20 protein-coding genes are annotated in these 19,074 nt (G+C 30.7%); 1 reads left to right on the top strand and 19 read right to left on the bottom strand.

From position 1 onward, the window contains the following. Nucleotides 1–15: 15 nt before the first annotated feature. The 3 genes from recG to ACI48Q_RS05315 are packed head-to-tail and all read right to left on the bottom strand — an operon-like array spanning nucleotide 16 to nucleotide 4,116. The gene (gene recG, locus ACI48Q_RS05325; RefSeq protein ID WP_474918006.1) at nucleotides 16–2,049 is read right to left on the bottom strand and encodes an ATP-dependent DNA helicase RecG; all 2,034 of its coding nucleotides are present in this window, start codon (nucleotides 2,047–2,049) and stop codon (nucleotides 16–18) included. 48 nt (nucleotides 2,050–2,097) lie between these two features. Continuing rightward, nucleotides 2,098–3,753, bottom strand: coding sequence for a DAK2 domain-containing protein (locus ACI48Q_RS05320; protein ID WP_474918005.1), 1,656 nt, complete (start codon nucleotides 3,751–3,753; stop codon nucleotides 2,098–2,100). Between the two features lie 12 nt (nucleotides 3,754–3,765). Continuing rightward, complete coding sequence (locus ACI48Q_RS05315) at nucleotides 3,766–4,116, bottom strand: Asp23/Gls24 family envelope stress response protein (protein ID WP_474918004.1); 351 nt, start codon at nucleotides 4,114–4,116, stop codon at nucleotides 3,766–3,768. A 296-nt stretch (nucleotides 4,117–4,412) separates the two neighbouring features. Here ACI48Q_RS05315 and rpmB point away from each other — a divergent pair, with 296 nt between their 5' ends. Beyond that, nucleotides 4,413–4,604: a 50S ribosomal protein L28 gene (gene rpmB, locus ACI48Q_RS05310; RefSeq protein ID WP_474918003.1), complete on the top strand. Its 192-nt coding sequence runs from the start codon at nucleotides 4,413–4,415 to the stop codon at nucleotides 4,602–4,604. Nucleotides 4,605–4,756: 152 nt separating this feature from the next. Here rpmB and ACI48Q_RS05305 read toward each other — a convergent pair whose 3' ends face one another. From ACI48Q_RS05305 to remA, 16 genes are all read right to left on the bottom strand, one after another. After that, nucleotides 4,757–4,915, bottom strand: coding sequence for a hypothetical protein (locus tag ACI48Q_RS05305; protein ID WP_474918002.1), 159 nt, complete (start codon nucleotides 4,913–4,915; stop codon nucleotides 4,757–4,759). Nucleotides 4,916–5,098: 183 nt separating this feature from the next. Further along, the gene (locus tag ACI48Q_RS05300; protein ID WP_474918001.1) at nucleotides 5,099–5,725 is read right to left on the bottom strand and encodes a thiamine diphosphokinase; all 627 of its coding nucleotides are present in this window, start codon (nucleotides 5,723–5,725) and stop codon (nucleotides 5,099–5,101) included. A 1-nt stretch (nucleotide 5,726) separates the two neighbouring features. Further along, entirely contained in the window at nucleotides 5,727–6,377 is a 651-nt protein-coding gene (gene rpe, locus ACI48Q_RS05295; RefSeq protein WP_474918000.1) for a ribulose-phosphate 3-epimerase, read from the bottom strand. Then, nucleotides 6,374–7,240, bottom strand: a complete 867-nt coding sequence (gene rsgA, locus ACI48Q_RS05290; RefSeq protein WP_474917999.1) for a ribosome small subunit-dependent GTPase A — start codon at nucleotides 7,238–7,240, stop codon at nucleotides 6,374–6,376. The genes rpe and rsgA overlap by 4 nt, the downstream gene beginning before the upstream one ends. A gap of 78 nt (nucleotides 7,241–7,318) precedes the next feature. Further along, nucleotides 7,319–9,289, bottom strand: a complete 1,971-nt coding sequence (gene pknB, locus ACI48Q_RS05285; RefSeq protein WP_474917998.1) for a Stk1 family PASTA domain-containing Ser/Thr kinase — start codon at nucleotides 9,287–9,289, stop codon at nucleotides 7,319–7,321. Next, nucleotides 9,267–10,013: a Stp1/IreP family PP2C-type Ser/Thr phosphatase gene (locus ACI48Q_RS05280; protein WP_474917997.1), complete on the bottom strand. Its 747-nt coding sequence runs from the start codon at nucleotides 10,011–10,013 to the stop codon at nucleotides 9,267–9,269. The genes pknB and ACI48Q_RS05280 overlap by 23 nt, the downstream gene beginning before the upstream one ends. Nucleotides 10,014–10,016: 3 nt before the next feature. Next, nucleotides 10,017–11,051 (bottom strand): dual-specificity RNA methyltransferase RlmN, encoded by a 1,035-nt coding sequence (gene rlmN, locus ACI48Q_RS05275; RefSeq protein WP_474917996.1) that lies wholly within the window; start codon nucleotides 11,049–11,051, stop codon nucleotides 10,017–10,019. Between the two features lie 9 nt (nucleotides 11,052–11,060). Then, complete coding sequence (gene rsmB / locus ACI48Q_RS05270; RefSeq protein ID WP_474917995.1) at nucleotides 11,061–12,392, bottom strand: 16S rRNA (cytosine(967)-C(5))-methyltransferase RsmB; 1,332 nt, start codon at nucleotides 12,390–12,392, stop codon at nucleotides 11,061–11,063. Nucleotides 12,393–12,404: 12 nt separating this feature from the next. Further along, the gene (locus ACI48Q_RS05265; RefSeq protein ID WP_474917994.1) at nucleotides 12,405–13,100 is read right to left on the bottom strand and encodes a zinc metallopeptidase; all 696 of its coding nucleotides are present in this window, start codon (nucleotides 13,098–13,100) and stop codon (nucleotides 12,405–12,407) included. A 17-nt stretch (nucleotides 13,101–13,117) separates the two neighbouring features. After that, the gene (gene fmt / locus ACI48Q_RS05260; protein ID WP_474917993.1) at nucleotides 13,118–14,050 is read right to left on the bottom strand and encodes a methionyl-tRNA formyltransferase; all 933 of its coding nucleotides are present in this window, start codon (nucleotides 14,048–14,050) and stop codon (nucleotides 13,118–13,120) included. 1 nt (nucleotide 14,051) lies between these two features. Beyond that, nucleotides 14,052–14,501: a peptide deformylase gene (def, locus tag ACI48Q_RS05255; protein WP_474917992.1), complete on the bottom strand. Its 450-nt coding sequence runs from the start codon at nucleotides 14,499–14,501 to the stop codon at nucleotides 14,052–14,054. Nucleotides 14,502–14,517: 16 nt separating this feature from the next. Further along, nucleotides 14,518–16,713 (bottom strand): primosomal protein N', encoded by a 2,196-nt coding sequence (gene priA, locus ACI48Q_RS05250; protein ID WP_474917991.1) that lies wholly within the window; start codon nucleotides 16,711–16,713, stop codon nucleotides 14,518–14,520. Nucleotides 16,714–16,762: 49 nt separating this feature from the next. After that, the gene (gene coaBC, locus ACI48Q_RS05245) at nucleotides 16,763–17,959 is read right to left on the bottom strand and encodes a bifunctional phosphopantothenoylcysteine decarboxylase/phosphopantothenate--cysteine ligase CoaBC (RefSeq protein WP_474917990.1); all 1,197 of its coding nucleotides are present in this window, start codon (nucleotides 17,957–17,959) and stop codon (nucleotides 16,763–16,765) included. A 1-nt stretch (nucleotide 17,960) separates the two neighbouring features. Beyond that, a complete protein-coding gene (gene rpoZ / locus ACI48Q_RS05240) occupies nucleotides 17,961–18,179 on the bottom strand; it encodes a DNA-directed RNA polymerase subunit omega (protein ID WP_474917989.1) in 219 nt (72 codons plus the stop codon). Between the two features lie 2 nt (nucleotides 18,180–18,181). Then, nucleotides 18,182–18,781 carry a guanylate kinase gene (gene gmk / locus ACI48Q_RS05235; protein WP_474917988.1) on the bottom strand — a complete coding sequence of 200 codons (600 nt, stop codon included), beginning with the start codon at nucleotides 18,779–18,781 and terminating at the stop codon, nucleotides 18,182–18,184. Continuing rightward, nucleotides 18,781–19,053, bottom strand: coding sequence for an extracellular matrix/biofilm regulator RemA (gene remA, locus ACI48Q_RS05230; protein WP_474917987.1), 273 nt, complete (start codon nucleotides 19,051–19,053; stop codon nucleotides 18,781–18,783). The genes gmk and remA overlap by 1 nt, the downstream gene beginning before the upstream one ends. Between the last annotated feature and the right edge of the window lie 21 nt (nucleotides 19,054–19,074).

Below are 19,074 nucleotides of genomic sequence, written 5' to 3'. Positions count from 1 at the left end.
TCCTCCTAAATTGGTTTAATTAAAGCATATATACTTTGTACTTCTTTCTAAATTACTCATTATTTCTCTCACTATCCTTTTATTTTCATTATCATTACTATTAATGAGTTCTTTAGCTTCTTCATTAGCTATTTTAAACAAATTAAAATCATTAATTAAATCAGCAAGAATAAGCCCATTCTCACCGGATTGTCTACTTCCGAACATCTCTCCACTTCCACGAAGCTTCAAATCCTGCTCTGATATATAAAATCCATCATTACTATTTTTCATTATATCCATTCTTTTTTTGGTTGTTTCACTTTTTATATTAGCAATAAGCATACAATAAGATTTATAACTTCCTCTGCCAACCCTTCCTCTAAGTTGATGTAGCTGAGCTAATCCAAATCTCTCTGCATTTTCAATAATCATTATAGTGGAATTTGGCACATTTACTCCTACTTCTATAACCGTTGTAGCGATTAGTACCTTTATTTCTTCATTTTTAAACCTATCCATTATAAAATTTTTATCTTTATTACTCATTTTACCATGAAGTATGGCAATTTCCACATCTCTAAAATAATTTTTTTTAAGCTCTTCATATAGTGCTGTCACAGAGCTTAGTTTCATATCTTCATTTTCCTCAACTAAAGGACAAACTACATAGGCTTGCCTTCCACTTTGTATTTCCCTTAGTGCAAAATTATACACTCTGTTCTTTTCAGTGCTATTTATATAGTATGTATCTATAGGTTTTCTTCCTGGAGGTAACGAATCAATAATTGAAACATCTAAATCTCCATATAGATATAAACACAGAGTTCTTGGTATAGGAGTTGCACTCATAACCAATACATCTATATTTTCTCCTTTATTATTTAACTTACTTCTTTGTCCCACACCAAACCTATGCTGTTCATCTGTAACTATCATTCCTAAATTATTAAATACCACATTATCTTCAATAAGTGCATGTGTACCTATTATAACTTGTATTTCGCCACTTTTTAACTTTTCTTTAATCACTTCTTTATTTTTTTCTGTGATACTTCCCGTAAGCAATTCTACAGTTATACCAAAAGGTTCATAGATTTTTATAGCTTCACTGTAATGTTGCTTTGCTAATATTTCTGTTGGTGCCATCATAGCTACTTGATATCCATTCTTAACCACATTAAACATAGTAATAAGGGATACTACTGTTTTTCCACTTCCCACATCGCCTTGCACTAATCTATTCATAGGTATTGGCTTCTTCTCATCTATTAAAATCTCTCTGACAGCCTTACTCTGCGCCTCAGTAAGTTTAAAAGGAAGACTTTCTTTTAGTTCTTTAAGTTCTGAAACAATATTAAATTGTATACCTTTAGCATAACCATTGAAGTTTTTTAACATCATAAGCTTCAATGAATAAATAAAAAGCTCTTGGAATTTTAATCTCCGTCTTGCCCTCTCCAGATTCATAATATCTGTGGGATTATGAATATTACGTATTGCATCATTTAATGGCATAAACTCATATTTCTCCAAAAGTTTTTGTGGCAAATTCTCTTTTATATTAACTTTACTTAATACCTCAGTAATCACTTTATTAAGAAAAGTGTTATTTAAATTATCTTTCAGTGGATATTTTGCCATAATATCATTGCTAGTTTTAGCTGTATTCCTCATAATCTTGGCATTACTTATTATGTATTCTTTCCCTTTCTTCTCTAAGATCCCATTAATTAAGTATTTCCCACCTAACGAAAATGAGTTCTTTGCATAGGGTTGATTAAACCATATTCCTTTTATTTTTTCTCCTTCATAGGTAAATATTACTGTTGACATTACTTTACCTGTCTTTGTCTTTATATCTCTACATATCTTCTCTACTTCAACCTCTAATATCGCCTTCTCTTTTTTTTGTATTTCATTGAGATTTTGTATAGCAAATATGTTCTCATAATCTCTTGGAAAATATAGTAGTAAATCTAGTAAATTAAATATACCACATTTGTTTAGCTTTTCTGCACTCTTAGGCCCTACTCCTTTTACATAAGTAATATCATCATATATATTCACTCTATCACTCCATATTAATTTTATATAGAGAAAAAAGCCCTAAGGCTTTTATTCTACAGATGTAATAAAATAATATAATGGCTGCTTACCATTAAAACATTGAACATCCATGTCTGGATACTTCTCTTCTAAACTTTCTACTAAACCCTCTACTTCTTCTTCTTTACAATCTTCTCCGTAAAATATAGTAATAAGTTCACTATTTTCATTTATCATGTTTTCAATCAGGTTTTCACATACTTTATAGATGTCTTTTCCAATTTCATCTATTTTACCTTCTAATAAACCTAATATATCGCCTTCTTTAATAGCTCTTCCATTATCCTCTGTATCTTTTACAGCATAAGTAACAGAACCAGATGTTACATTTTCTAGAGCTTCTGTCATTGTAGTTTCATTTTCATCTGAAGTTCCTTCTAGATTAAACATAGTAATTGCTGTAATACCTTGAGGTATAGTTTTGGTTGGAATAACTATTACCTTTTTATCTTCTATAAGTTCTATGGCCTGGGTAGCTGCCATAATTATATTCTTATTATTAGGTAGTACAAATACAGTGTCTGCATTTACCTTGTTGATGCTTTCAACTATATCTTGAGTGCTTGGATTCATAGTCTGGCCACCCTCTATAATCTCGTCTACGCCTAAATCTTTAAATATAGCACTAATACCTTCTCCCCTAGCTACTGTAACAAAGCCATAGGATTTTCTTTCTTCTTCTATTTTGGGAATATTATTATCAACTCTATCCTCTACTTGTTTTTCATCAGATAGAGCTCTATTTTGCTCTCTCATATTTTCAATTTTAATTTTGGTGATTTCACCCATAGTTAATGCCATGGAAAGCACATCTCCTGGATCATTAGTGTGAACATGAACTTTTACTAATTCATCTAATCCAACTACAACTATAGAATCTCCTCTTTTCTCTAGTTCTTCTTTAAATGTTTCTACATTTACTTTATTGCTTAATATCATAAATTCAGTGCAATATCCGAACTTAATATCCTCTGGAGCTATATTGTTCTCTGGAGATGCTATATTTACTTCTTCACTAGTAACTTCTCCATCTTTTAGTAAATCTACATCACTTCCATTTTCAAGTGACTCCAACATACCTCTTAGAAGTATTAATAATCCCATTCCTCCAGCATCTACAACTTTAGCCTGTTTTAACTGTGGTAACATTTCAGGAGTTTTATCTAACATAATTTTACTCTTATTACAAACCTCTTGAAAAAGAGCTATTATCTCTTCAGCCTTACTCTCTTTAGCAGCATCTGCAGCAGCTCTTATGATTGTAAGAATTGTTCCCTCTGTAGGTCTCATTACAGCTTTGTAAGCAAAGTTACACCCTTCAACAAAAGATTTCTTAACTTCCTCAATACCAGCTTCCTTTTTTCCTTCTAAACCTTTGGACATACCTCTTAATATTTGTGAAAGTATAACTCCAGAGTTGCCTCTGGCTCCCATTAGGGCACCTTTTGCTAATTTTTTAGAAATATCACCAATTGTATTGTTTTCCAAGCCATTTATTTCCTTAGATGCCGCTTTAAAAGTAAGAGACATATTTGTTCCTGTGTCTCCATCTGGCACTGGAAATACATTTAGTGAGTTTACATACTCCTTTTGCTTTTCTAAAGCATTTGAAGCATTCTTTATCATGTTGCAAAAATCTTGCCCATTTATTGTAAAATATTCCACTCTTGTTACCTCCTAGATCCTTACACCTTGAACGTTAACTGTAACTTGTGAAACCTTAATACCTGTAAAATTCTCTAAATTATATCTTACAGTTTGTATTATGTTGTTTGCTATTACAGAAATTTTTGTTCCATATTCAACTATTATATATAACTCCACTATTATAGAATCATCTTTGTGGATAATTTTAACGCCCTTAGCTAAATTTTCTGCCTTCAACAGCTCCCATAAGCCATCCTTTGCATTCTTAAGTGCCATTCCTACTACTCCATAGCATTCCATGGTTGACACACCTGCTATATTAGCTAGCACTTCTTCAGAATAATATATATTTCCTAATTCAGTGTTCACGTTAGCCTTCATACTCTGTTCCTCCTTAATTATACCTTATAAACATTGTATATTAATATGGGATTTAATTCAACTAGTATATATAATCACTTTATTAATATCCCTATAACTATTAACTATTTTCTTATTATTTGACATTAGCTATTTATATATACAACTACACAAGTTTAAAATTTTATATCCTTGTCATTTCTAATTAAAATAATATTTACTAGATATATTTTCTATAGTACTTGCAAGAATGCTATTATATATGTTAAAATAATTTATGTTTGATTTAAGACCTTTATGTTTAGGAGGTGTAGTAGATGTCAAGAAGATGTGAAATATGCGATAAAGGTGTAGTTTCAGGAGTACAATTCAGTCACTCACACCGTCAATCAAAGAGAAAATGGGCTCCAAACTTAAAAAGAGTTAAAGCTATAGTTAACGGATCACCTAAAACTGTACATGTTTGTACAAGATGCTTACGTTCAGGTAAAGTACAGCGTGCTGTTTAAGGTATAAAAAAATGCAACTAATTAGTTGCATTTTTTTTATACCTTTTTTAATTTAATTATGTTTATTTCTAACAAAAACCCGTATAATCTTTGATAAAAATTTAGGTAATTTAATTACCTTTATAGTCATTTTAGGTCCTCCTTAAAAATTATTAGCATCGATTTTTCATTACATATACTCCTGCACCAATAATTACACATCCCATTGCAAATATCCATCCCCAAAATGGAATTAGAACCGCTAATACTATTCCAGCACCTACAGCACAAATGATACTCCCTATTCGTTTTCTCTTACATTTCCACCCCATATAATCCCCCATTAAATTTTATAACATTGCTTATATTATGATATGTAAATCTATTGAATTTTGTGAAACAAAATAAAAATGTTAAAGAAAATTTAAGTATTTTCTTTAACATTTTTGTATAATCAATCTAGACATTTTAAAAAACAACTAGTCAGTTTACTCACCTATTTTTCTTCACATGCCTTATTTACTTATAACCACTGCTAATATACCATTTTTAAAGTCTATATGTACCTCTTCATCTAAAAACTCATTTGATACTGTAAGATTATTTTTCATCGTTAAATTAAATTCTTTTAAGGGATATTTAGCTCCAGATATGGTCAATTGTTCTACATCCTCAAAATAACTAAATACAGAAAACACATCACCTTTTTGTCCTCTCAAAGAGACCTTTTTGTTGACAAGAAATATCTTATTATATTCATCTATCATATATGCCTGAATATTATTCACTAAGGCTTTATACAGTACACACATATTAGCAAAAAAATGATCTTGTCTTTTTCCTGTACATCCTAAAAAAACTATTTCCTTTGCACCTATATCTAAGGCTTTATTATAGGCTAATTCAGTATCTGTGAAATCCTTATCAACAGGATACTGTACTACTTCACCTTTCTTAAAATCTCTAATTATTTCCTTGTCTATAGAATCAAAATCTCCAACTACATAATCCGGCTGAATGCCATATTCTATTAAATAATTTGCGCCGCTATCTGCAGCTATTATCTTAGTATTAGAATTTATATAACTTAGTACTAGCTTCTTAGGGGGCGCATCTCCACCTCCAACTATAATAACTCTCATTTTACATACCTGCTTTTAATTTTTTTATATTTTCTTCTATGTTATTATTTTTAAAAACAGCAGAGCCTGCAACTATTGAATTCGCACCATATTCTACAACCTGAGCTATATTATTAGCATCTATACCTCCATCTACTTGAATATATAGATTAGGATTATACTTTTCCTTAAATTCTTTAACCTTAGCAATTTTCTCTCCACAATATTCTATGTATTTTTGACCTCCAAATCCAGGGTTTACAGACATTATTAAAACCATATCTAAATCGGGAATTAAATCTTCAATTAGACTAACTGAAGTACCAGGATTTAATGCTATACCAGCCTTAGCTCCTAGTGATTTTATATATTTTATGGTTCTATCTATATGTCTATCTGCTTCATAATGAATAGTTACCATATCCGCTCCATTATCAATAAAATCTTTTATAAATCTAGCTGGTTCTTCAATCATTAAGTGAACATCAAAAACTAAATTAGTAATGCTTCTAATAGATTTCATAATAGGAATTCCAAAGGATATATTCGGAACAAACATTCCATCCATTACATCTATATGTATCCAGTCAGCTCCAAATTTCTCTAATTCTATTATTTGTTCTCCTAATTTTGAAAAGTCTGCTGATAAAATTGATGGTGCTAGTTTAATCATTTTTTCTTCCCCCTATTTATTAATTCTTCTAATGTTTTTATATAAAATTCATATCTAGATGAATCTATTTCTCTGTTCTCCACAGCTTCCTTAACTTTACATCCAGGCTCTTTATGATGCATACAATTGTTAAATCTACACCTATCTCTATACTTATCAAATTCTAAAAAACAAAATTGCAATTTATCTTTTGGTATAAAATCTAATTCTAAAGATGAAAAACCTGGAGTATCTACTAAGAATCCATCCTCAATTCTAACTAATTCACTATGTCTTGTAGTATGTTTACCTCTTTTAAGTTTATCACTTATATCTCCAGTTTTCATAACTTCTCTTCCCATTACCTTATTTAGGATTGTAGATTTTCCAACTCCTGAAGGCCCACAAAATACACTAATATGACCTTCCATTTCATCTTTCAATCCTTCTATACCAATCCCAAACTTTCCTTGAAGATATAAAGTTTCATAACCGCAACCCAACAACATTTCTCCTAATTCTAAACTACCTTTAGGTTCCAAATCTGTTTTATTTATACATATAATAGGAGTAACTCCATTATATTGACAAAGAACTAAGAATTTATATAGTAGATTTAAATTCAAATCTGGATTTTTATAACTGACTACAACAAAAGCTTGCGTAACATTTGCTACACTAGGTCTTAGAAGTTCAGTACTTCTCTCCAAAATTTCAGTTATTATTCCACTATTATCTTTATCTACTTCTATTATTACACTATCTCCTATGAGAGGTGCTAATCCATTGTGTCTAAATTTACCTCTAGCTTTGCATTCATAAATTTCTCTATCCACATCAACATAATATAACCCGCCTATTCCTTTAACTATTACTCCCTGCATATATTAGTTGCCTCCATTTTTATTTTATACGAATTCAGTAGGAGTAATTGCTCCTACTGAATTCATTTCTTATAGATATTAATTATTTTCATCTCCACCAATTCCATCCTGGGATTGAGTTGTCACTATTATAGTTATCCCTTTTTCAACTTTTTGACCTGGAGAAATGCTTTGATTAATTATTAATCCCTTCTTATCTCCATTTACTTCAAGCTTCAATCCCAAATTTTTAAGTATACTTTCTATGTCCTTTGGTGTGGACCCTCTCAATTCTGGAACTTCTACCTTCCCAGCATCTGGATCTTCATACTTGTAATAATTCACATTTATTGCTTCATTATGTTTTACTTTAGTATTTGGATTAATACTTTGATTAAATATTTTTCCGTCTTTAGATTTATCATTAGTTAATACATGCGTTGCTTCTCCTAACTTTAAATTTGAAGCTTGTAACACTTGTTTTGCAGTTTCTAGATTGCTATCTAATAAATCTGGGACTCTAGTGTATTTAATAGCTGTTCCTTTACTAACAACTATATTAATTGTATCACCTTTTTTAACTGACGTATTTGGCTTAGGATCTGTAGTTATTACTGTACCTTCTTCGTAATCCTCTGAATTTTCTTCTGTAATTTTTCCTACTTTTAAACCAAAATTCACTATATAATCTTGTGCTACATTTTTTCCTAATCCTATTATCTCAGAAGGTACTTGAAGCTCTTTGGGTCCAGCACTTACAGTTACCACAACTGTGCTTTCCTTTTTCACTATAGTACCTTCATTAGGTGTAACTGAGATTATAGTCCCTTTAGGTTTTTCATTTTCAATTTCATCTTTAATATCAAATTTTAAATTTAATTCTTCTACAGCTCTTCTTCCTACTTCTACACTACTCCCCATTATTGTAGGCACCTTCAATTCCTTTTTACTTCCACCATCTTTAAAGTTATATAGTATATTTCCAGCAAAAATTCCTAAAACTATAACTAATATTGTAATCGGAATTCCAATAAGCCATATCTTTTTACTTGAATTCTTAGATTTTTTTCTACTACTTTTACTTCTGCTATATTCTTCATCTTCATCCTCATCTTCATCATAGTCATCATCACTATCTACATAATTTTTACTCTTAGCTACATTTTTATTATACATGGTTGGATCTATATCACTTAAATCCATAACCTTAGTAAACTCATTTTGCATATGGGTAGGCTTAACTATTTTATATGTGTTATTTTGGATCTTCTTTAAATCTACTAACATATCACTAGCACTATTGTATCTTCTTATCGGTTCTTTCTCTGTAGCCTTTAATATTAAATGATTAAGGCTCTCAGGTATAGTGCTAACCAAGGACTTAGGTGAGGTTATAGTATCTTGTATGTGTTTAAGAGCAACTACTACAGCACTATCTCCATCAAAAGGAACCTTACCAGTTGCCATTTCATACATTACTATTCCTAGTGAATAAATATCTGTTCTATTGTCTACTACTTTTCCCTTTGCTTGCTCTGGAGAAAAATAATGTGCCGAACCTATTACCTTATTAGTATGGGTTATAGTATCAGAAGATGTAGCCTTAGCTATACCAAAGTCTGTAACCTTTACTGTTCCATCCTCAGTAACCAATATGTTATGTGGCTTTATATCTCTATGAATTATATTATTTTTATGTGCACACTCTAAAGCCTTTGCAATTTGAATCGAAATACTTAATATATCCTCAGTTTTTAAAGGTGCTGACTCTCTAATAACTTCCTTAAGGGTTTTTCCCTTAACTAACTCCATTACAATATAATTTATATTTCCCTCACTTCCAACATCATATATATTAACTATGTTGTTATGAGAGAAACTAGCAGTAGCAGCTGCTTCTTTTTTGAATTTATTCATAAACTCTATGTTGTTACAATACTCTGGTTTCAGTATTTTCACTGCCACGTATCTGTTAAGAAGAAGGCATTTTGCTTTATATACTATTGCCATTCCACCCTCTCCAACTTTTTCGATTAGTTCATACCTACTACCCAATATAGTTCCTATCATCTGCGCACTCTCCTTTAAAAATGATAATAGAAATATTATCCCGTCCACCTTTTAACTTGCTAAGCTCTATTAATGCCTTACAACTGTCTTTTTTATTTTCTATCAAAACATTCTTTAACTCTAATTCTGTTACTTCATTAGTTAATCCATCACTACATAATATGATTCTATCTATATCTTCTAAATCTATATCATAATAATCAGCCTTTACAGTATAATTAGTTCCTACGGCTCTTGTTATAACATTTTTATTTGGATGATTAAATGCTTCCTCATTGGTAATAGTTCCATTATCTAAAAGCTCTTGCACTAATGAATGATCTTTTGTTATTCTTTTTAGAATTCCATTGGAAAATAAATATCCTCTACTATCTCCAACATTTCCAATTACAGCATGCTTATCTTTTATAACAGCTATAGTTACAGTAGTTCCCATACCTTTACAATCTTCATTAACAATACTATGCTTATAGATTTTTCTATTAGCCTCTGCTATAGACTCATCTAATACTTCTCTAATATCATTACTTTCTTTATTATCTTTTATATAATCTATTATAGTATCTACTGCTAACTTACTGGCAATTTCACCTGCATTATGTCCTCCCATTCCGTCAGCTATTATGAAAATTCCTATAGTACTATCCTCAAAATATCCTATATAATCTTCATTAAGGGTTCTTTTATTTCCCACATCAGTTCCAAATCCTAATAATCTCCCCATATATTATAACTCCTTTTTTTCTAAGTAACTTTTTCTTAACTGTCCACAGGCGGCATTAATATCTAACCCCATTTCCTTTCTTATAGTGGTTTCTATGCTCTGTTTACTCAAGATCTCTTTAAATTCATTAACCTGATTTAAATTAGACTTCTTTAAATTGTTTTCTTTTATTTCGTTTATAGGAATTAAATTAACATGACAAAGCATCCCTTTTATCATATGCCCTAGTTGTATAGCATCCTCTTTAGAATCGTTAAATCCATTCACTAATGCATATTCGAAGGTAATTCTTCTATTGGTCTTTTGTATATAATATCTGCAAGCTTCTAAAAGTTCTTCAATGGAATATGCCTTAGCTATAGGCATAGTTTTAATTCTAATCTCATCACTTGGGGCATGTAATGAGATTGCTAATGTAATCTGCATATCTAAATCTGCCAACTCTTTAATTTTAGGTACAATTCCACAAGTAGATAAGGTTATGTGTCTTTGACCTATGTTTAATCCATAATCCGCATTTACATCTATCAGGAATTTCACTACATTTTCAAAGTTATCTAGTGGCTCTCCACTTCCCATCAATACTACATTAGATATTCTAGCTTTTAATTCACTCTGAGCTCTTATAATTTGCCCAAGCATCTCTCCACTAGTTAAGCTTCTCACCACACCATCTAGAGTAGAAGCACAAAACTTACATCCCATTCTACATCCTACTTGTGTTGATATGCATATGGAATTACCATGGTTATATTCCATTACAACCCCTTCTACAATATTACCATCCTGAAGAAGGAATAAATGTTTTCTAGTTTTACTTATATTAGATTTATAAGTTTCGACTATTTCCGGTATTCCAATATAAAAATTTTGATTTAAGTTATCTATAGTATTTTTAGGAATATTCTTCATATCCTGAAAACTCCATACTCCCTTATATATCCACCCCAAAATTTGTTTTGCTCTAAATTCTTTTTCTCCATGTTCCTTCATCCAAGCTTTAAGCTGGCTTAAATCTAAATCTAATATGTTTTTCATATATTACACCTACTTATGTCTACGAATTTTTGCTATAAAAAATCCATCCATGTATTCATTTGGTAAGATAGTAACACATCCATCTTCATGGTATATCATATTATCTAGCTTTCCAAAATTCAATGGCTCTATATTAAATTGTGGATTATTTTTTAAGAACCAGGATATATTTTTTTCATTTTCCTCTTTATTTAAGGTGCATGTAGAGTATACCAATACACCATCATCCTTAACATAAGAGGCTGCATTACTCATTATTTTTCTTTGTATATTAACTATTTCTTTTAACTCTTTTTCTCTTTTATTATATTTTATTTCAGGTTTCTTTCTAATTATTCCAAGACCTGAGCAAGGTACATCTATTAATACCCTTTCAGCAAAATTCAAATATTCATCTTGCTTCACCGTTCCATCTAGAATATTTAACTCTATATTTTTTATACCTAGTCTCTCAAAATTTTCTTTTATTAATTCTAACTTATGTTCATATATATCAAAGGCTAAAACTCTTCCAGTATTATTCATAATTTCAGATATATGAGTAGTTTTTCCTCCTGGAGCACTACATAAATCTAAAACAATCATACCATCCTCTAATCCCATAGATGGAGCTACTAACATAGCACTTTCATCTTGAACAGTAATAAATCCTTCTTGAAATAATGGATTTTTCTCAATGCTATGACCCTTGATTATTCTAATAGCCTCTGGACACACACATCCTTCTTCTACGCAATAGTTATTATTGCACAGATTATTAAATACTTGTTCATATTCACCTTTAAGAGTATTTACTCTAACTGTCATTCCTGGTCTTTCATTTAATCCTTTTAATATTTGTTCTCCAACTTCACTACCATATTGATTTATAAAAAGCTTTACTATCCATTGAGGATAAGAATACTGAAAGGCTAGCTTTTCAAAAATATTATCTTCACTGTAATAATTCCCCTCTTTTGTCCTCAAATAATTTCGTAAAACTCCATTTACTAGCTTTGATGCTCCCAAAGACACATATTTTTTGGACAACTCTACACCTTCATTAACTGCTGCAAACTCTGGCACTTTGTCTAAATATCTAAGCTGATATATAGATACTCTTAATAAATTTAGTATAAATTTATCTATCGTATCGAATTTTTTATTTAAAAATGTCTTTAATATTTTATCAATTGTATATTTATATTTGATAGTACCGTAAACTATTTCTGTAGTCAAAGCCTTATCTTTTTCATTTAAATCTGAGCTATTCAAGTTCTTTCCTAGTATTATATTAGAATATGCTTTATTTTCTACAACTTGAATAATTGTATCTATTGCTACTTTTCTTGGGTTATCCATTATTTTATCATCCTATCCATCGTTTCTATTTTTTATTGCTATTAACCTTAAAAGTTGAGCAATAGCAGTTATAGCAGCCGCTACATAAGTAAGAGCTGCAGCACCTAAAACCTTTTTAGCACCTTTTAGTTCATCTTCATATAATATATTTCTTGCACCAAGTATAGCTATTGCTCTATTAGAAGCATTAAACTCTACAGGTAGTGTTACTAATTGAAAAATTACAGCTGTGGAAAAGAAAATTATCCCTAAATTTATAAATAAAATATTAGACATTACAATTCCTATGAAAAATAATACCCAAGAGGCTTTAGTTCCAATATTAACTACTGGCACAAGAGATCCCCTTATTTTTATAGGTATATACTCTTCCTTATGCTGTATTGCATGACCAATTTCGTGAGCCGCTATTCCTATAGAAGCTAATGACGTTCCATTATATACATCATTAGATAACTTCACTACTTTTTTAGTCGGGTCATAGTGGTCACTAAGTTTCCCAGAAGTAATAACTACTGGTATATCAAAAAGTCCATAACTATCTAAAATCATCCTTGCTACTTGAGCACCAGTGTATCCATTTCTACTATACACTCGTGAATAAGTTGCATAGCTATTTTGAATTTTATACTGTGCCCAGAATGAGATTATCAATGCGGGTAAAAGTATAATCATTGTTGGATCGAAATATGGTCTAAAATAAGGCATATAAACTCCTCCTATCCTTACTGATGTAAAACTTCATTTTCTTCTAAGTCATTGCCTCTTATATATTCTTCTACGGTTAGTTGCTTTTTATTTGGAAACTGAATTTTAGTTATTAATATATCTCTATCTTCTGTAGCTACTCGCAAACCAGATTTATCAACTTTAACTATAGTACCTGGTACCTTTGTAGACTTGTGTTCAGTAGTTATACTTTCAATAAGCTTCATAGATATACCTTTATAATGGGTATATGCCATGGGATATGGATTTAATCCTCTTATTTTATTATGAATATTAATACAGCTATTACTCCATTGAATATTTCCCATTTTCTTATCTAGCATACTGGCATAACCAGTACTACTCTCACCTTGTTTTTCTGGTAAAATATTTCCTTCAAGGACTCCTTTTATAGTTTTAACTAAAAGTTCTGCACCTGATTTCTTTAATACATCATATAATTCCCCTGATGTCATGTTTTCATTTATACATATAGTTTCTTTTAATAGCATATCTCCAGTATCTAGTCCTTCATCCATGAGCATCGTTGTATTACCACTTTCACGTTCTCCATTTAAAATTGCATGATGAATTGGAGCTGCTCCTCTATACTTTGGTAATAATGAACCATGAAGATTTATACATCCAAACTTAGGAATGTCTAAAATATTTTTTGAAAGAATTTGACCATAAGCTACTACTATAATAAAATCTAACTCCATAGATTTTAATTTGCTTATTAATTCCTCATCCTTTCTAAGTTTTTCTGGTTGATATACTGGAATCTCATACTCTATAGCTAACTCTTTTACCGGCGACATACCTAAGGCTTTTCCTCTTCCTTTAGGTTTATCTGGTTTAGTTAATACTGCTTTAACTCCAAATTCATCTATTATAGCTTTTAATGAAGGTACTGCAAAATCTGGTGTTCCCATAAACACTATGTTCATATTACTTATCTCCCCTAACAATTTTATCTGTATATAATATTCCTTCTAAGTGATCTATTTCATGACAAAATGCTCTAGCTAAAAATTCATGTGCTTCTATTTCTACTGGAGTCCAATTTTTATCTAGTCCTTTAACTTTTACGTATTCTGGTCTAGCTACATTTCCCTGTTCTCCTGGAACACTTAGACATCCTTCTGCATCAATAACTTTCCCTTCCATCTCTAATATTTCTGGGTTTATCAATGTTATAGGACCTTCTCCTATATCTATTACTATTATTCTTTTCAATATACCTATCTGTGGAGCTGCTAATCCAACTCCATTAGCATCATACATAGTATCAAGCATATCCTCTATTAAAACTCTAGTTCTCTCATCTAAGGTCTTAACTATCTTACTTTTCTTTCTCAATACTTCATCTTCTTCAGTTCTAATCTTCCTTAATGCCATAATTATCCTCCTTGCGTTACAATAAGCTATTAGGGTTTAAATCTATACTCACTCTTATATTTTTATAATTTATATTTTCGTAGGTTAAATCCCTAATTTTCTTCCGTTCTTCATTAGTAAAGTTTCCCTTAATAATAATTTGCCATCTAAAATAATTTTTTATCTTAGAGATTCCACATGGACATGGACCTAATACTTCAATTTTATCACTTTTATCAAAAATTATCTTTATTTTATCGGCTAAATATTGTATATGTTTTATTAAATTTCTTTCATCTTCACTACTAAGATTAATACATAATATTTCACTAAACGGTGGATAGTTTAACATTTCCCTTATTTTTATCTCTTCATTATAAAATCCAATATAATCATTATTTGCAGCATATACTATGCTATAGTTATCTGGATTATAGGTTTGGATTACTACTTTCCCTCTTTTAGCTCCTCTACCAGCCCTACCTGAAACTTGTGTTATAAGGCCAAAAGTTCTCTCCGATGCTTTATAATCTGGTAAATTTAATGATAAATCTGCTGCTATTACCCCAACTAAAGTTACATCTGGAAAGTCTAAGCCCTTGGCTATCATTTGAGTACCAATTAATACATTAGCTTCTTTCTTAACAAAATGTTTATAAATATTCTCATAGGAATCTTTTCCTCTAGTTGTATCAAAGTCCATTCTTAAGGTTTTACTTAAAATAAAAGTATTTTTAACCTTTTCCTCTAATTGTTCAGTTCCAACACCAAAATATTTTACATACTTACTCCCACATTTAGGACAAATCTTCGGTATGCTCTCCTTAGCACCACAATAATGGCATGTAAGACTACTCTGATTATTGTGATAGGTTAAAGAAATATCACAGTTTTTACATCTAAATACATACCCACATTCCCTACATGATACAAAAGTTGAGAATCCTCTTCTATTTAAAAATAAGAGTATTTGATTTTTCTCTTCTAACACTTGCTGAATATTTTCATATAGTGCTCTACTAAACATAGATTTATTTCCATTTTTTAATTCTTCTCTCATATCAACAATCTCTACCTGGGGTAGCTCTGCCCCTGATACCCTTTTTTCTAATGTTATGATTTTATACTCTCCCCTTAGCCCTCTATAATAGGTCTCTACAGATGGGGTGGCAGAACCTAACACTACCTTGCATCCCTCTATATCACTTTTAAATTTGGCTATTTCTCTTGCATTATATTTAGGATCACTATCTGATTTATAACTACTCTCATGTTCTTCATCAATTATTATTAACCCTAAATTTGAAAAGGGTAAAAAAATAGCTGATCTTGCACCAATTGCTACCTTTACTTTTCCAAGTTTTACTCTCATCCATTCATCAAATCTCTCGCCATCAGAGAGTTTGCTATGGAATATAGCTATATCCCTTCCAAATCTACCTTTAAATCGTTCTACCATTTGTGGGGTAAGAGATATTTCTGGAATTAAAATTATGGAATCCTTTTTCCTTGCAATCATTTCTTTCACTAGAGCCATATATATCTCAGTCTTTCCACTTCCTGTTATTCCATGAATCAAAAAATTTCTATCATTGCTATTTATTATGGTGTCAAAGGCCTGTTGTTGATAAGACGTTAATATTTTTTCTTCATAATTTTCATATATTTTATCATTATATCTATTAATAATGTTGTCCTCTACTTTTAGAAAGTTATGTTTAATTAGAGTATTTATTGAAGATAAAGATAACTTGAAATCCTTTGATAAATCCGTCTTTGTATATTTCCCATTATTTTCTTTTATAAAACCTATTATATCCAAATATGTAGTCTTTTTATATTTCCCTTCTAGGGGTATTCCTATTGATATAACTTTCTTGGTTTTAAAATTAATACCCTTTAATAATCCATTTGGAATCATTACTTTAATTCCTTCTAAATAGGTACATAGATATTTTTCTCTCATAATCTTAATTAATTCTAGATTCTTTAGGGTTATTACATCCATACTATCATCTATTGACAATACTTCTTTTATCTTTTCATCATCTTCTATATAATCTATTATTTCTACTATAAAACCATATATTTTCTTATTTCCTTTTCCAAAAGGAACAGTTACACATCTACCTATATTTATTTTTTCCTCTAAATTCTTAGGGACTTTATAAGTGAAAATTTTATCTAAAGTTAAGGCTTCACTATTTACTATGACTCCTACATACTTACTCATATAATTCCTCCTTTCTTTTAATTGTAAGAAAAAAAGCGACTTTGTCGCTTTACTTCTTCATATCTTTTAAGATTGTATTGAATAGTTCACATGCTACTGATTTTTTACTCATAGCATCCAAGGCTCTTTTTTCTCCTTGGGCATTTATAATAGTTACTCTATTTATATCTTTTCCAAATCCAGAATCAGCAGCAGTTATATCATTAGCAACAATGTAATCCAAATTCTTCTTTTTAAGTTTCTTATGAGCATTTTCAATAATATCATTGCTTTCAGCTGCGAAGCCAATTAATATTTGGTTTCTTTTTAGTTCTCCCAGCTTCATAAGGATATCGTTGTCTCTGACAAACTCTAGTGATAAGTCTCCATCACCTTTTTTAATCTTTTGAACTGAATAGTTTTTTGTCTTATAATCAGCAACTGCAGCAGATTTTATAACAATATCACTATTTTCATATTCCTTTAAAACCTCTTGCAACATTTCTTCATTAGTCTCTATATTTACTAACTTTATTCCTTCTGGCTTCTTTATATTTGTAGGACCACTTACTAATACTACTTCTGCACCTCTATCCCTAGCCTCCATAGCAATAGCATACCCCATTTTTCCTGTGGATCTATTAGTTATAAATCTTACTGGATCAATATTAGCTCTAGTAGGACCAGCCGTTACAAGTACCTTTTTTCCCATTAAGTCTTTTGGCATATAAAGTTCTGATATTATTCTATCAGCTATTTCCTCTGTATCTGCTAATTTTCCATTTCCTACATCTCCACAAGCCAACCTTCCACTAGCTGGCAAAATAAAACCATAACCATGAGATTTCAATTTCTCAATATTTTCTTGAACAATAGGATTCATATACATATTTGTGTTCATAGCTGCTGCAAATACTACCTTCGTCTTTGTTGCCATAATAGTTGTTGACAACATATCATCTGCTATGCCATTGGCAACTTTACCTATTATATTAGCAGTAGCAGGAATTACAGCTAATAAATCTGCTTTTTTTGCAAGAGAAATGTGTTGAATCTCCCAAGCTTTAGGCTCTGCAAACATATCAGTTACCACTATATTTTGGCTTAAGGATTGAAAACTCAGTGGCGTCACAAATTCACAAGCTGATTTTGTCATAATGACATGGACATTTATATTAGCTTTTTTAAGTCTACTTATAACATCTAGTGCCTTATAAACAGCTATTCCTCCTGTAACTCCTATAACTACAGTTTTTTCATCTCTCATTTTATTTTAAGCCTTCTTTCACCATCTGTACTTCGTAAGCCTCTTGATTGATTTCATTTATAGCTAATGTCAACGGCTTATTAATTTTTTCATCTATCAGTGAATTTTGACCCTCTATTAATTGTCTTGCTCTTTTAGATGTAGCTACAACTAATGAGTATCTGTTATCTACCCTTTCTAAAAGTTCTACTATTGATGGATTTATCATTGAATTGTTCATGTTTAAAACCTCCCTAATAATTGATCTTTCATTTTATATACTCTGCATTTTTCAGCACCTATTATGTGCTCAATTTTCTTAACAGCTTCTTCTACAATGTCATTAACTACAGCGTAATCATATTTTGATGCAAAGCTTATTTCATCATAAGCAGCTTCTAATCTTGTTTTTAATGATTCTGGAGTTTCACTTCCTCTACCTGTAATTCTATTTTTTAATTCTTCCATTGATGGAGGTATTATGAAGATGAATACTCCATCTGGATAAGAAGATTTTATCTTCAAAGCTCCTTGAATATCTATTTCTAATATTACATCTCTTCCCTGTTCTAGCATATGTAAAACTTTTGATTTAGGTGTACCATAAAAATTTCCATAGACCTCAGCATATTCTAAAAAATCATTTTCATCAATTTTATCTAAAAATTCATTTTTTGAAATAAAGAAATAGTTTATTCCATCTACTTCTTCATTTCTAGGACTTCGAGTAGTACACGAAACAGATATCCATATATCATTTCTTTTTATTAATTCTTTACATACAGTTCCTTTGCCAGCTCCAGATGGACCAGATATAACTAGTAGCTGCCCTTTAACACTCATTAATCATCTACCTCTTCTATATGGTCGTCTTCCTTTGTTGATAGTCTATGAGCTACAGTCTCTGGTTGAACTGCTGATAGTATTATATGATCACTATCCGTAATTATTATAGCTCTAGTTCTCCTTCCATAGGTTGCATCAATTAGCATACCTCTTTCTCTTGCTTCTTGAATTATCCTCTTTATTGGTGCTGACTCTGGACTAACAATTGCCACCAACCTGTTTGCCGATACTATGTTTCCAAATCCTATATTTATAAGTTTTATACTCATGGATTCCCTCCTAATATTATT

Source organism: Clostridium sp. LXY-7 (assembly GCF_056172015.1).
Note: the sequence above shows the minus strand (reverse complement) of the source record. Positions and strands in the feature narration are given on the sequence as shown.